The organism is Roseomonas sp. CECT 9278, from assembly GCF_918698155.1.
Taxonomy (GTDB): Bacteria; Pseudomonadota; Alphaproteobacteria; order Acetobacterales; family Acetobacteraceae; genus Neoroseomonas.
Genome location: NZ_CAKKLX010000021.1, coordinates 48,331 through 62,755, shown reverse-complemented (window position 1 = coordinate 62,755; position 14,425 = coordinate 48,331). Strand labels below are relative to the sequence as shown.

The 14,425-nt window shown below is 67.5% G+C and carries 14 protein-coding genes; 8 read left to right on the top strand and 6 right to left on the bottom strand.

The window, feature by feature from the left end; genetic code table 11:
* Nucleotides 1–3: 3 nt before the first annotated feature.
* Nucleotides 4–1,980, bottom strand: a complete 1,977-nt coding sequence (locus tag LQ222_RS14930; protein WP_230167612.1) for an N-6 DNA methylase — start codon at nt 1,978–1,980, stop codon at nt 4–6.
* Here LQ222_RS14930 and LQ222_RS14925 point away from each other — a divergent pair.
* On the top strand, nt 1,979–2,263 hold the full coding sequence (locus tag LQ222_RS14925) for a hypothetical protein (RefSeq protein ID WP_230167610.1): 285 nt from the start codon (nt 1,979–1,981) through the stop codon (nt 2,261–2,263). The two genes, LQ222_RS14930 and LQ222_RS14925, sit on opposite strands and share 2 nt — an antisense overlap.
* Before the next feature lie 144 nt (nt 2,264–2,407).
* Here LQ222_RS14925 and LQ222_RS14920 read toward each other — a convergent pair whose 3' ends face one another.
* From LQ222_RS14920 to LQ222_RS14910, 3 genes are read right to left on the bottom strand one after another with little or no spacing between them, the layout of a single operon-like run.
* Entirely contained in the window at nt 2,408–2,806 is a 399-nt protein-coding gene (locus tag LQ222_RS14920) for a hypothetical protein (RefSeq protein ID WP_230167608.1), read from the bottom strand.
* Complete coding sequence (locus LQ222_RS14915) at nt 2,803–4,125, bottom strand: recombinase family protein (protein ID WP_230167607.1); 1,323 nt, start codon at nt 4,123–4,125, stop codon at nt 2,803–2,805. The genes LQ222_RS14920 and LQ222_RS14915 overlap by 4 nt, the downstream gene beginning before the upstream one ends.
* A 26-nt stretch (nt 4,126–4,151) precedes the next feature.
* Nucleotides 4,152–4,661 (bottom strand): DUF2924 domain-containing protein, encoded by a 510-nt coding sequence (locus LQ222_RS14910; RefSeq protein WP_230167605.1) that lies wholly within the window; start codon nt 4,659–4,661, stop codon nt 4,152–4,154.
* A 262-nt stretch (nt 4,662–4,923) separates the two neighbouring features.
* Here LQ222_RS14910 and LQ222_RS14905 point away from each other — a divergent pair, with 262 nt between their 5' ends.
* From LQ222_RS14905 to LQ222_RS14875, 7 genes are all read left to right on the top strand, one after another.
* A complete protein-coding gene (locus LQ222_RS14905) occupies nt 4,924–6,201 on the top strand; it encodes a hypothetical protein (RefSeq protein ID WP_230167603.1) in 1,278 nt (425 codons plus the stop codon).
* A gap of 165 nt (nt 6,202–6,366) precedes the next feature.
* On the top strand, nt 6,367–6,576 hold the full coding sequence (locus tag LQ222_RS14900; protein ID WP_230167601.1) for an AlpA family transcriptional regulator: 210 nt from the start codon (nt 6,367–6,369) through the stop codon (nt 6,574–6,576).
* 217 nt (nt 6,577–6,793) lie between these two features.
* Entirely contained in the window at nt 6,794–9,061 is a 2,268-nt protein-coding gene (locus LQ222_RS14895) for an AAA family ATPase (RefSeq protein WP_230167599.1), read from the top strand.
* Between the two features lie 413 nt (nt 9,062–9,474).
* On the top strand, nt 9,475–10,767 hold the full coding sequence (locus LQ222_RS14890) for a site-specific DNA-methyltransferase (RefSeq protein ID WP_230167597.1): 1,293 nt from the start codon (nt 9,475–9,477) through the stop codon (nt 10,765–10,767).
* A complete protein-coding gene (locus LQ222_RS14885; protein ID WP_230167594.1) occupies nt 10,754–11,230 on the top strand; it encodes a hypothetical protein in 477 nt (158 codons plus the stop codon). The genes LQ222_RS14890 and LQ222_RS14885 overlap by 14 nt, the downstream gene beginning before the upstream one ends.
* Complete coding sequence (locus tag LQ222_RS14880) at nt 11,220–11,603, top strand: hypothetical protein (RefSeq protein ID WP_230167591.1); 384 nt, start codon at nt 11,220–11,222, stop codon at nt 11,601–11,603. The genes LQ222_RS14885 and LQ222_RS14880 overlap by 11 nt, the downstream gene beginning before the upstream one ends.
* A 308-nt stretch (nt 11,604–11,911) precedes the next feature.
* Nucleotides 11,912–12,778 carry a hypothetical protein gene (locus tag LQ222_RS14875; protein WP_230167589.1) on the top strand — a complete coding sequence of 289 codons (867 nt, stop codon included), beginning with the start codon at nt 11,912–11,914 and terminating at the stop codon, nt 12,776–12,778.
* 95 nt (nt 12,779–12,873) lie between these two features.
* Here the strand turns inward: LQ222_RS14875 and LQ222_RS14870 are convergent, their stop codons facing one another.
* Complete coding sequence (locus LQ222_RS14870; protein ID WP_230167587.1) at nt 12,874–13,569, bottom strand: recombinase family protein; 696 nt, start codon at nt 13,567–13,569, stop codon at nt 12,874–12,876.
* Nucleotides 13,569–14,399, bottom strand: coding sequence for a DUF3489 domain-containing protein (locus tag LQ222_RS14865; RefSeq protein ID WP_230167586.1), 831 nt, complete (start codon nt 14,397–14,399; stop codon nt 13,569–13,571). The genes LQ222_RS14870 and LQ222_RS14865 overlap by 1 nt, the downstream gene beginning before the upstream one ends.
* Between the last annotated feature and the right edge of the window lie 26 nt (nt 14,400–14,425).

The following is a 14,425-nucleotide window of genomic DNA, read 5'->3' as shown; positions in this document are numbered from 1 at the left end:
CGGTTATGCACCTCCCGAGTAAATCGCGTTTTCTGGAGTGGCCGCGTCCATCTCGGGCCAAATCGTCTTCTGTCGTTGAATCAGCTGTTGGCGCATCTCCTGGATCTTTTCCTGCATGTCGAAGATCGCACTCATCTGCGCTGCGATGGCGCCCTGCGCCTCGGCGGATGGCACCAGCACCGGAAGGCGTCGCAGGTCTGCCATCTGCAGTCCGGAGATCACCGAGCCGACCTTGAGGCTCTGCACCGTCACCTGGCCCATGGAGGACGAAAGGAAGCGGAACAGGATGGCCGGGTCGATGATTGGTCCACGTCGACGAAGCCGCAGGATGGCGAAGCTCTGGCTGGCAAGCCAGGCGGGACCATCGGGGATGTCGCGCACGAAGCCGACCTTTCCGACGCTGCCCTTGATGACGATCAGCACATCGCCGGGCTCCAGTCTCGCGCGCCTGGTGCGCTGGAGAAGTTCATCGCTGGCCGGAACCGACGTCGTCGGCATGCGCACCACGCCGGCGTCGTCGATGTCGCCGACCCCGACTTCAAGCAGCACGCCGTCGCTTCTGTCCGCGACATCTGTTTCGCGGCTTTCGCGGCCGGCGCGATCGCGGCCTACCAGCAGCGCCTGCGGACGGCTGATCTCCGCCACGTCTTCGAGCGGCACAGCTTCGGCGTTTGCCAGAAGGTCACGCATGCGGCGGGCCTGTGAATCGAGCACGTAGCGCTCGACGGAGAGATTGAAGTCGTGCCCGGCGATCTCGTCGGCAGAAGCCAGTACGGAGAAATCGGTCTCAGTGTGGTGCTGCAGGATGTCAGCGAGGTCCCGAATGGTGGAAAAGCGACCGATCGTGGATGGCCGCGACTTATCCCGCTCCCGCTCCGGTCGCCCGTCGACCATGAGGACGCGCTGCTGCTGGCGCATCCACGGATGGACTTTGGCCTTCGGGCGGAAAACAAGCATTGCGACCTGGATCAACGACGACGAGGGGAACGCGTCCCTCGGCAGGCTAATGACCGCGTCCAGGCCGAAGAGCCGAATGGCCTGCTCCTTGAACGCCTGATCCGCTTTGGTCGTGCGAAAGAGGAAACCAGTCGGGAGAAGGCACACAGCGGCGCGGCGGCCGCGTGCCAGCGCCAGCGCCACGTACTGCCCCTCTGCCACGCCGGGCTGCGGGAGGTTGGTGCCGAGGCTTCGGTAATCTTCGCCGCGGCTTCGCATGCCAACGGGCGGGAAAACGATCGCGGCATCATAGCTTTCCTGTTCCGCGAACAGCTCCTGATCTACGTTTGCTGGCTCGGTTAAGGGGTCGCGTTCCCGGACGATCAGCGGCAGATCATCGGCGACAGCGATGCATGCGCAGATGCCTGCAAGCCAGCCCTCCTCAACATCGAGGGTGACCTGGACGCATCGGATCTCGGCGATGTGCGTAGCGACGATGGCCGTCATCCCATAGGCGCAATAGACGTGTTGCGCTTCGGTGGGGTCGATCGCCGTTGCGATGAGCTGGCAAAGCTCGAAGCTGGCAATGGAGGCGGACAGGGCCCGGTCGCCACTGGCGGCCAGGAGGGCGCGCCGAATCCAGCCGCGCATCGGCGACACCGCATCTGCCGCCTCCCCCTTCTTGACATGCGTGGCGAGCGCGAGGCGCCTAAGTCGCTCGAGGTGACCTGGCGGAAGAGGTTGGGATACCGGTGAAAATGTCGCCCCCGGCGCTCGCCAAGCCTGGGGCCATGCGGCAGGCAAACGGTCCAGCATCGCTTGCCAGTCGGGGGCCGTCAGCTCCCTCTCCATGTCGAGGAAGCCCATGCCATTCGGGCCAGACACAGGAAGCAGGCGCGCCGCAACGCGCATCTGCGCCACGGTCAAAACAAGTGACGCTAGATCCTGACCACTCTCGGCTGCGGCGCGCTGCAGCTCGTGCTGGAAGGTCCGGATCAGCTCCATCTGCCCCGACGGCGAGGCGAGCTGGTGATCAGCGTGCATGGATGCGGCCGCGGTCAAAGGAGTCGACGTCGTATGCGGTGATCAGGGCGCCGTCCGCCTGCACGACTATGACGCCCCCCTTATCGAGCGCCTGCATGGCAGTGCGCTGCAGATCGCGGAGCTCATCGATGAGCTGCATGAGCCCCCGCCGCCCGAGGACGCATTTGTCCTGCGCATCCTCTCCAAATTGAAGGGTGAGGTCGACGAGCGCCTGCTTGATCCCGCGCTGGGACATTCGCCGCCCGATGTGTCGTGTCCTAGCCATGCCCAGCCTCCGTCCTGATGGAGATTATCTAGGACGCCAGGATCGGAAAATCAATCCTTCCTTTTTATGGCTGGCGATATTTTATGCGGCTTGCCTGCATGCGGCGCTTGTTCGTGATGCGTTTCCTTCCTCCGGCAATGATATCGACCCCCTGGCAGGTCTCTAGGCTGTTGTTCTTCCTTCGATGTTTAATCGCTGGCTCGCCCACTCCACCGGAAACGGCTCCATCAGCCCCGGCAGGGTCATGCCCTCGGGCTGCCGCCCGTCCAGGATCGCCTCGACGATGCCCGGCGCCAGCAGCGTCAGCCGCAGCATGCGCGAGACATAGGACGAGTTGATCTTCTCCGCCGCGGCCAACTCGTTGATCGTGCCGAAGCGCCCAGTCTCCAGCATCCGCCGCCACCGGAACGCCCGGGCCACCGCCTTCACCAGGGTGGTGTCGGCGGCCGAGGCGCCGCGGGGCGCCATGCCGCCCGGCGTCAGCACCAGCTTCCGCCCGCCCCGCTGCTTCCGGACCGCCAGCGGCACCCGCACGGTCAGCATTTGCGCGGTGCCGGTCACGCTGCGGCCCTCGCTGCTTCGGCGGGTGGCGTTGCAAGGTCCCGCGCCAGGCTGGCCAGTCCCTCCAGCTTCAGCCGCACGTCAGCGCCGCCCGCCCCGATGTCCACCCGGTCGACCAGGAGGCGGATGATCCGTGCCTGCTCGGCAGGGAAGAGCTCCTCCCACAGCGGGTCGAGCCGCTCCAGCGCCAGCCGCGCCTCATCCTCCGTCATATCCGGCGCCGAGGCCCGCGCCGCGCGCCAGGCGCCCAACACCACCTCCGGCTGGCGCAGCAGCCCCCGAACCTGCGCGATGACGGCGCCCTCGATCTCCGCGGCGGAAATACGCGCGATGGCCGGCCCGTCCGCGGCGCTGCCCTTCAGCACGGACTGACTGACATAGTAGCGATACTGCTGGCCGTGGCGCCCGCGCGCGTGGGTGGGCGACATCGCGCGGCCGTCGCTGCCGAAGATCAGCCCGCGCAGCAGCGAAGGCGTCTGGCAGCGGGTGCGGTTGGCGCGTGTCTTCGGGCTGATCGCCAGCAGGGCGTGCGCCGCGTCCCACATCGCCCGCGGCACGATGGCGGCATGCTCGCCGGGATGCGACTTCCCCTTGTGCATCGCCTCGCCGAGATAGGTCCGGTTGCTCAGCACCCGGTAAACGTCGCTCTTGGTGAAGGCGCGGCCGCGCTTCGTGGTGGCGCCCTCGGCGCGCAGCTTCTGCACCAGCTTCGTGCCGGATTCTGTTTCCACGAACCCCTCGAAGATGCGGCGCACCAGCGCCGCCTCGGCGTCGTTTACCACCAGCTTGCGATCGCGCGCGTCGTAGCCGAGAGGCACGAAGCCGCCCATCCAGATCCCGCGCGCCCGAGACGCAGCCACCTTGTCGCGGATGCGCTCGCCAATGACCTCCCGCTCGAACTGCGCGAAGCTGAGGAGGATGTTCAGCGTCAGCCGCCCCATGCTGGTGGTCGTGTTGAACGACTGCGTGACAGAGACAAAGGTCACGCTGTTCGCGTCGAACACCTCCACCAGCTTGGCGAAATCCATCAGTGCGCGCGACAGCCGGTCGATCTTGTAGACCACCACCACGTCGATGAGGCCGCGCTCAATGTCCGCCAGGAGCCGCCGCAGCGCCGGCCGTTCCAGCGTGCCGCCGGACACACCGCCATCGTCGTAGCGATCGCGGATCAGCACCCATCCTTCCGACCGCTGGCTGGTGATGTAAGCTTCGCAGGCCTCGCGCTGGGCATCGAGGGAGTTGAACTCCATGTCGAGCCCTTCCTCGCTCGACTTGCGCGTGTACACCGCGGCGCGGATCTTCCTGACCGTGGCCGGCATCGCGGCATCGGCGGCGGGTTTGCGCTTCATGCCGCGGCCCTCCGGTTCTTCAGGCCAAAGAACAGCCAACCATTCCAGCGCGTGCCGGTGATGGCGCGTGCGATGGAGGAGAGCGACTGGTAGGGACGGCCCTGATATTCGTAGCCGTCGTGCAGGACCGTCACGCTGTGCTCGACGCCTTGATACTCGCGGATGAGGCGCGTGCCGGTGATCGGCTTGTCGTCGCCGCGGATGCGCCGCAGGACGGGGTTGCCGCCGTCAAGCTGCTCGCCCAGCGCCTCGAGGCGCTGGATCGTCTCGGGCTTCAGGCCGCCATAGGCGAGCTCTTGGATGCGGTAAGCGAGCCGGCTTTCCAGGAAGCGCCGGTTGTAGGGCGGCGGCTCGGCGACGAACAGTTCACGCCACTGCTGCTTGAGGTCCGCCGTGGGGGCAGTCTTCAGGGCGGCCAGGCGCCCCAGCACGTCGGCGGGCGGAATGGCCGCCACGGTGCGCGCCACGTGGCCGGTGGCAACGGCGGGGTTCGGTCGGCGGGTCATGCGGATCTCCGGTTGGGCCGGTTCGCACACACGCTCTGGTGGGCGGTGAAGTGTAGCGAACTCTCTCCGCCGGTCCGCCTGTCGCGGTCGAACTCGTCGGCAGTGCGGCTGCGCAGCCGCACCAGGCCGCGGGCGAGGATGTCGCAGATCTCGCGCAGGTGGGGCGGGAGTTGGCGGAGCGGAGCATTCGTCCCTGACGCATTCAGTGGCATGCGACGAGACTCTCGATAGCGCCCAGTCCGGGTCTGATATTGTTGCGGTCATGGAAGTCGATTCGCCCCGGCCGGCGCTGCCCTTGGCAGAAGCCATCACGACCTGGTCCGATCCGGCGCTGGTGGAAGCATTGAATGCGGCCGAGGCGCCTTTCGCACCGCAGCAGCGTGTTCAGTTGCTGCAGGAATGGGTTGCGGAGATTGCGCAATACCGGGCACGTGGAACGTCGGCTCGGTCGAGCGTCACCAATCCGACAATTCGAGCGCTTGAGCGCGCCTGGCAAAAGCTGTTCGTCGGATTCAACGCCAGTGTGGCCGCCGGCGACATCGTGCTGTGGGGAAGGATGCTGAAGCCCATAGCCCGAAGTGACGCTGAGCCGCTGCTCGCAGCTTGGGCGCGTGAGCTGCTTTACCTTCCCTACCGCGGCACCGTCGTCGTCGGAGAGGATGCTTATGAAGACGTCGTGGTCCAGCGGCGAATGCTGGCACCGCTGGTGGCCGCGCGGCTCGGTAGGGTGAGAACCGCGCGCGGGCCCATTTCGCTGGGCGCGGCGCTGCGCGAGTGGACGGCCCCTGCATTGCTCGGTGAGGTCTGTCGAAGCGAGCGGCGATACACAAGGGACGTGCTTGCCTCGTTCCCCGCCCATCCGATCCTCTCCGATCCAGCAGATCTCGCGAAACCCGCCAAGAACGGCTGGTCGGTTGGGCCACCGAGTTTCGCCGCCCTGATCGCCGCTTGGACAGCGCTGGAGACAGACTTTCGAGCGCGCCTCGTCAGCGGGGAGTTTCACCTTCGCGGCGTCATGACGCGGCCGCAAAGAACAACGGTGCAGGTCAGCCTGCCCGGCGTTTGGGCTGCCGATTATTTGTTCGACTTCCGCCGCGAAGCGATAAGCGTCGATGACGCGCGGTACGTCGCGGTTGTCGCGACCTATGGAGCAGCAGCGGAGGGCAGCGGAAGAGATGTCGATCGCCTCTCCGACGCGGCCGTGCCGGATAGCGCGACGTGCGAGCGGACAGTGACGGAAGCCCACGCTGTCCCACCCTCGGCGCCCCCCGTCGTGGTGCGCAAAGGCGGGCGCAAGCCTGTCGCCGGCATCATTGAAGACGCGCTTCGGAGGCACTGGGATGGTGTGTTTCCCAACGGGGCTCCTGCGCGCCCTGAGAGTTGGCTGTGGCTCGCGCGCACCCTCACCAAACGGGTCGGGAGGGCGGCCATGAGCGCCGCAGGAGGATTTCCGAAGGAGGAGACAGTGCGTGGGCATCTCCCAGAAATCTACGATCGACTTCTGGTCGAAAAAGGCGGTCCGCGAGCAAGCGACCAATAAACCAGTGGCTCGACCCAGCAGCGTCAGAATGGCGGAATTCTGCGGCGTTCCATCTGGTCGATTGGTCGATTGAGCAAGCGACCAAAAAACCAATAGGCCTGGGGGTTTACGACCAATCGACCAGCCTACCTGCGCGGCACCACTGCAAGCCGCGAGGTGCCGCGCATGGATACGAGCCGTTGTCAGCCTTCGAAACGCAGCGAGAGGCTGGGCCAGAACGATCTTGCTCGCCGCTGGAACATCAGCCCGCGCACACTGGAACGCTGGCGCTGGCTTCGGCACGGGCCCCGATACCTCAAGATTGGCGGCCGGGTGGTGTACCGCCTGGAGGACATCGAGGCCTTCGAGGTTAAGCAGCTGCGGGGCGCGGAGTGATGCACCCCGCCGCAGCCGCCGCGATGTCCGATCCGGACCGCAATCCGCAGTTCATACGGCGCTGGGACGACACTGAGACCGTCCAGCCGAGCGGCTCGCCGCGCAATTACAGCGCAGCTGTCGGCACACTCGGTCTGGCACTGCTGGAGGCCATAGCGCGGCGACGGCGCGCCGAGTGCGGTCAAGCCGCCGCGCTTGAACCAGGCGATCCGTCACGATGAACGCGGACGCACCCTTGCTTGCCGACCGCGACCAGATCACGCGCTTCGTCGATGCGCTTTTCCGCCATGCCGATGAGGGCACCTTCGTCTCGCTGCGCGCGTTCTATGACGACGCCAACCAAGTGTATGGCATCGAGACGCATAGGCTGTCAGACGATGTCCGGCTTCTGGTGTCTGCTGCTACCAGCCTCGCCACCCGCGCAGCACGGCAGCGCCGGCCAATCGTCTTCGCCCCGCCCATCGCGACGTTCTCGAACGGTGATGGCGCCAAAGAGGATGATCTGCAGAACGGGCTGGCGCTCAGCGTCGAATGCGATCAGCGCCCGAGCGAGGCGCGGCAGAAGCTCGAGGCGCTGCTCGGTCCGGCGACCATCATCGTGGCGAGCGGCGGCGAATGGCCCGACGCAGTCGGTGTCCTGGAGCCCAAGCTGCACCTGCACTGGCGCCTGACGGAGCCGACCCGCGATGCAGCGTCTCACGCCACGCTGAAGGCGTGCCGTGCCATGGCGAAGGCCTTGGTCGGCGCGGATGGCACCAGCACGCCGATGGTGCATCCCATGCGCTGGCCGGGGTCTTGGCACCGCAAGGGCGCCCCGCGCCTTGTTCGAATTGTCTCGGAAACCGAGGCCGAACTCGATCTCGATGAGGCCGATCAGCTGCTTCGCGATGCGTGGTCGGTCCACCGCCAGCAGCAGGGTGACGCCGGCAAGGCGGAGCCTGACGAGCCTGGCGAGGGCGAGACGCGGGACACCACGGAACTGGTCACAGCCATCTTGACCGGCGCGGACTACCACGCGCCGATCACCGCGCTTGCGATGCGGTATCTGAAGGGCGGCATGGCAGATGCCCAGGCCGTCCTCACCCTGCGCGGGTTCATGAACTCGGTGCCGGAGGCAATCCGCAACATCAAGGACGGAGTGCACCATCTGCTACGCTGGCAGGCGCGCTTCGACGATATTCCCCGCGCCGTCAGCACCGCCCGCGACGAGCTCGACGCCGAGGCGGCAAAGGCCGCGCAGGCCGACATGTTCGGCGAGCAGTCGATTGGCAGGTTTCGCCTGGATGAGATGACGGCAGGGGAACCGCCGCGGCAGGAGTTCCTGGTGTCGCCGACCATCCCGCTGGGAAAACTCGGCGTGATGTTCGGCGCCGGTGGCATCGGGAAGTCGCTCGTCGGTCTCGCGCTGTGTCTGCTGGTGGCCCTCCGCGGCAGATACGGAGAGGCGGCGCTGGGCGCGTTCTCGATCCTGGGTGGCCACGTGCCGCTGGAGGCGGCTGGCGCCAGCGTGTTTCTGACCCTGGAGGACGACACCGCGGAGATCCATCGCCGCATCGCGTCGCTGGATCCTGAGAATCGCCGTCGCGATGCACCGTGCTACGTCATCCCCGCGGTTGACCTGCCGAACTTTGACCCGGCGCTGGTGATGCCCGATGGCCGCGCCGCCATGCTGACCGAGCTCGCCAAGCATGGCCTCGACCGCCTGTTGCGGAGCATCGCGGCGATAACGGGCAGGCCGGTGCGCCTCCTGGTCCTCGATCCCGCGGGCGACTTCCTGAACGGCGACGAGAACGACGCCAGCTTCGTGAAGATGCTGATGCGCCAGCTGCGCGCCGTCGCGGCGCGGCACGGCTGCACGATCATCCTGATCGGGCACGTCGCGAAAGGCGTGGATCTCGAGAACCCCACGATGCGCGGCAGCGGCGCCTGGATTGCCAACAGCCGGTTTGCGTACGCGTTGTGGAAGCCCACGGTGGAAGAGGCGGAGCGGCTCGGTAAGGAGGTCGACGAGCCGGCCGAGACGCTGGTGTGGGGTAACCTGGTGAAGGCGAACCACGCCGGCGCGCCGATTGGCATGCGCCGCCTCTTTGCACGAAGCCCCTCGGGCAACTTCCTCGATGTGACCAACCGTCTGGCGTCGCAGGGGCCGACGGAGGAGCAACTGCTCAAGCTACTGGTGGAAACATGCGCCGATTGCGCGGCCGCCGGACTTCCGTTCTCGCATACGGGCGCCGCCGGCCTGTTCAATGGCAGGGCCGATTTCCCGGAACCGCTCGCGAGCATGAGCAGGCATCGCCTGGAGGCGATTGGTACCCTGGCCCTCGACCGACAAATGCTGGTGAAGACGCGCACGGCTGATACGCAGGCCTCGACCAGGTTTCTGGACCTGCCGGACGGGCCTTTGGCAACCGGCATCAACGTGCCGCTGTTCAAGGGGTCTCGGAAGGAGGCGCTGGAGCGGTATCGCAGCAGTCGAGGGCTGTAGATGCCGTTTCATCGTTTCCGGTTTCCGGATTTCCATTGGAAATGCGATCGCGTGGAAAGGGGAAAAGGGAAGGCAGTTCAAGACCTTAAGCCGTTTCCAGTCGATGTGATTTCCACGCGTCCGGAAACGCCAAAAAACCGCGGATTTCCGCCGCATTTCCGGATTTCCGGAATCCCTCCCCTATGGGGAGGAGCCGGACATGGAAATCCGGCTCGCTCCATAGGTTGGCGAGGCGAGATGAGTTTCTCGACCTGCTGACCAGCGTCGGCAGTAGCATCTGAAAGAAATCTGCGCCGATCGTAGTGCAGCGTAGCGCCGAGCAATTGCGGTCGATTGTGCCGAGGAATCCCGATCCGGTATTAAATGGTCGTCGCGGCGACCTGCCCGACACCACTCCCGCTGGAGGGTTGAGGATGCCGGCGACAGGCGCGACGCACGCAGACTTCCCTGGCTACAAAAGAGTCAGAACACGCGACCTAATTCCGTATGCCCGCAACGCGCGCACGCACTCCGACGCGCAGGTCGCGCAGATCGCGGCGTCGATCCGCGAGTTCGGATTTACCAACCCGGTGCTGACCGACGGCGACAACGGCATCATCGCGGGCCACGGCCGCGTGCTGGCCGCGCGCAAGCTGGGCATGGACGAGGTGCCGGTGATCGAGCTGGCGCACCTGACGCCGGCGCAGCGCAAGGCGTACATCCTCGCCGACAACAAGCTGGCGTTGAATGCCGGCTGGGATGAGGACCTGCTGCGGCTGGAATTGGCCGAGCTGCAGGGCCTGGGCTTCGACCTGGAACTGACCGGGTTCGGCGCGGACGAGATCGCGGGGTTCCTCGCCGAGCCGACAACGGGCCTGACCGATCCCGACGACATCCCCCCTCTGCCGGAGACGCCCGTCACCCGGCTGGGCGATGTCTGGCGGCTGGGCCGCCACCGCCTGGTCTGCGGGGACTGCACCGACCCCGCTGTCGTGGCAGCCGTGCTCGCCGGCGTGCGGCCGCACCTGATGGTCACCGATCCGCCCTATGGCGTGCAGTACGATCCGGACTGGCGCAACCGGGCCGGCCTGGGGTCCACCCGCCGCACCGGCAAGGTGGAGAACGACGACCGCGCCGACTGGCGGGAGGCCTGGGCGCTGTTCCCGGGCGAGGTCGCCTACGTCTGGCACGGCGCGCTGCACGCCACCACCGTGGCGGAGAGTCTCGTTGCCTGCGGCTTCGACATCCGCGCGCAGATCATCTGGGCGAAGGATCGGCTGGTGCTCGGCCGGGGCCACTATCACTGGCAGCATGAACCGGCATGGTATGCGGTGCGGGGCCAGGGCCATTGGTCGGGCGATCGCAAGCAGACGACGCTGTGGCAGATCGCCGGTCGCAGCGAGGATGCTGAGACCGTCCACGGCACCCAGAAGCCGGTCGAGTGCATGCGCCGGCCGATCGAGAACAACTCCTCGCCCGGGCAGGCGGTGTACGAGCCGTTCAGCGGCTCCGGCACCACCATCATCGCGGCGGAGATGACCGGCCGGGCGTGCCATGCCATCGAGCTCTCCCCGGCCTATGTGGACGTCGCCATAGCGCGGTGGGAGGCCTTCACGGGCCAGGACGCCGTGCGGGAGGGGGACGGCGCCTCTTTCAGCGGCCTGTCCCCTGGCCCGGGCAGCGGCGCGCCCAGCAGCCCCACGGAGGCCAGCCATGCGCCGGTATGACCCGACCCCGGACCAGCGGCGCACGGTGAAGACCATGGCGGGGTTCGGCATCCCGCAGGAGGACATCGCGACCTTCCTGGGCATCGACGCCAAGACGCTGCGCAAGCACTTCCGCGAGGAGCTGGACCGCGGCGTGACGGAGGCGAACGCCAAGGTTGCGCAGTCGCTGTTCCAGATGGCCACCCAGGGCAAGAACGTCGCGGCGGCAATCTTCTGGATGAGGGCGAGGGCGGGCTGGCGCGAGAGGATCGAGGTGAAGCCGGTGGTGTATGACATCAGCCAGATGAGCGACGAGGAATTGCGAGCGGAGATCCGGCGCCTCGATCGTGAATTGAAGCCCATCCAGGTCATCACCGGTGTGACGCGTGCCGAAGACCTAACCGACGAACAGCTGATGCGCATCGCCGCCGGCGGCCTGGACCGGCGCGAAGGCGGTCGGAAGGACTCCGCCGGTGGACGCTGAGCTGATCCAGCTGACGGAGGAGCAGCGCCGGACGGCGCGGGCGATGGCGGGGCTTGGGGTGTCGCGCCGGCACATCGCGCTGCATCTCGGGGTCGATGAAGCGGCGATGATGGCGAAGCTGCGGGACGAGTTGGAACTCGCGGAGATGGAGGCGACCAGCAAGGTGGCGAAGGCGCTGTTCGTGATGGCGACGCAGAAGAACAACGTGGCGGCAGCCATTTTCTGGATGAAGGCGCGGGGCCGCTGGACGGAGAAGCAGGAGATCGAGGCGACGGTGAACGGTGATGTCCAGCAGCGGTACGTGATCAACGTCCAGCCGCGCATGTCGGAGAAGGAGTGGCTGGAGACCTACGCGCCGAAGGACGTCGGCTGACCGGCGCCTGCATCGCATCTGTTCAACACCGAGCAACGACCGTTGGTCGGTGGTGAACGGGGCGAGCAAATCCCTTGTCGTTGCGGTATCGAAAGGCGGTATGCTCAGCGTCGAGCGATCCTAGCTTGGGAGGGGATATGCGCCTGCTGCCAATCGCAACCACGATGACGTTGCTCGCGGCCTTCGCTCTCACCGCGTGCACTCCGCCTCCCGCAGACGCCACCGTGGGCGCTCAAGCCAATGCACCAGCCCCAGCCCCAGCCCCAGCACCTGCGCCCATCGTCGCGACCGACGACGCGGCGTGCGGCATGCGTCTGGCCTTCACAGCAACGGACGCGAATACGGCAACGGGGCGTGAGCCGGTGTGGGGACAGTCACAGAACCCCGCAGCGGGACCGCTCATTTTCGGGGCACGGCTGAACGTCAACACCGATGGGACACGGCGCTCGTACTCGGTGGACGACCCTGGCGGCCGAATCTTCGCCCTCAACAATGTTTGCAATGCAATGGCCGGGTACTGCCAGGGGCTCTCTGCATCAGCACTCGCGGAGCGCTTCCGGGTGCTGCGACAGGCTCGGGACGAGGGCTGGCCAGCAAATCTCCTGGCACAATCGCGGCTTTCCGCGAGCGTGATTCCGCGCCGCAGCGATGGCCGGGTCTGCCCCGAGATCGAGCAGGGCGGGCGACGGTACCTCGTCTCGTCTACGGCACTCGCCGACCCGCGCGCGGGCGATACGTGCAGCATCGACCGCTATGTGGACGCCCTCGCGGTGCCAGCGCTCGTGCTCCAGGGCGGTTCGAACGGCTTCACGCAGCGCGGTGTCCGCGTTGGCGACGCGGTCGTTGCTTGGCGGCCCGGGCTTACCGCGCCGGTGTTCGCTGTCGCCGGTGACACTGGCCCGACGGATCGGTTGGGTGAGGGCTCGATTGCGTTGAACGGCGCGCTGCTGCGCCGCACGGGCGAGCCCGCGAATTATCTGCAGGTGCGTTCGGAGTACGTCGTCCCGCGGGCTCATGTGCTCGTCTTTCCGGGGACTCGTGACTCAGCGCGCCCGCGCATTACGCGCGATCGGGTCGAGGCAGCGGCGCGAGATGCGTTTGTCTCTTGGGGCGGCGGATCCGAGGCCCGGGCGTTTGCTCGGCTGCAGGGGTGTGTTGCCGCGATGGAAAGGTGATGAAGATGCTCGTCGCGCTGGGATGATCGCCCTTTCTGACGGGCGCGACAGCTCTGGGCGTCTGAGACCTGGTCGTGCACCGCGAGCTTGCTCGGCTACATTGCGACCCGCGCAATGAGACGGGCGACCGTCGTGTGGGTCCAGGCACCGCTGCCCCGCGGCGTAGGCACGGCGCGGGTGTTCAGGGCGCGCGCCAATGCCGCGTGGCCCGTGATGCCCTCCGCGCGCAGGCGGTCCAGTTCCAGCCCGAGCCGGTGCGCCGCACGTTCCGCGGCCTCCCGCCGCGCCCGTGCCGCCGCGGCGGCGTCCGGACCCATGGCGGGCCGGTAGCCCCGATCCCCGCCCAGCGCCGTTCCCCGCGCCTTGGCCGCCGCCAGAGCCGCCCTGGTCCGCTCGCTGATCAGCTCGCGCTCCTTCTGCGCCATGGCGGCATAGATCCGCAGCATCAGGTCATCAGCACCCGGCATGTCGGCCGCCCGGATCGAGATGCCGTCCTCCAGCAGCTGCGACAGGGTGTGGGCGCGGCGGGTGATGCGATCCAATCGCGCGGCGACTAGTACGGCGCCAAGCTGCCGGCACCGGGCCAGCGCAGCCTGGAACCCAGGCCGCCGATCGTCCTTGCCCGAGGCGATGTCGGAGAACCCCGCCACCATGGTCCAGCCCTGCGCGGCGACGAAGGAGCGGATGCTGGCCTGCTGGGCCTCCAGGCCCAGCCCGCTGTTGCCCTGCTCGGCGGTCGAGACCCGGATGAGCCCGACCGCCAGGCGGGGTGCCTGTGCGCCTTTGCGCATCAGCCGGCCTCGGCGATGCGGTAGATCGAGTAGGAGCCCTTGGCGCCCTGCTTGTTCGGCCCGACCTGGCGCACCCGCTCCAGCACCTCCACCGTCACGCCCTTGCGCTTGAGCCCGGCGAGGAAGCCGCGGACGGTATGCTGCTGCCAGCCGGTCGCGTCGATGATCTCGGCGATGGCGGTGCCCTCGTCGCGGCGCAGCAGGGCAAGGACGCGCTCCTGCTTGGTGCCGGTGCGGGGCTGGCGCGGGGCGGCCGGGTCGCGCGGCGGGCGGGCGGCGCGGTCGGCCCGCGGGGTGGCTGCCAGGGCCGCGCGCAGGGCTGCCACGGCATCGTTGAGCCCGTCCCGCTCGGGAGCCTCCCACGCAGCCAGGACCGTCACGGCGGCCATGCGCAGGGCGGCGGCGCGGCCGATAGGCCCGCGTTGACCCACAGGCGGGCGCTGAGACCCCTCCGGTGCCTCGCCGCCGCCGTAGGGCAGGGCGGGCGGAAACGCTGCCAGTGAGTCTCCCTGGCGCGCTGTGGGCAGAAGGGCGGGCTCCTGCGGATCGTCTGCGCCCTGGGTCGCGTTCTCCGGCCCCAGGCCGATAGCCGCCAGCCCCTCGGCGGTGATGCGCAGGGCAATCCAGGCCCCATCCTCGTCCTGTCGCCAGCCCAGGGTGATGGCCTCGCGCGGCGCCGGCACCTCCTCCAGCAAGCCCTTGCTGATCATGCTGCGCAGCACGGCCTGGCGCGCGGCGGCAGGCAGCTTGGCGGGCGGGGTGGCCAGCAGCGCGTCGTGCTGGGCGGCGCGGCTGAGGATCACGCGCTGGGTGTCGGAAAGCTTTGTCATTGTCGGGCTCCTGGTCCGCACCCGAG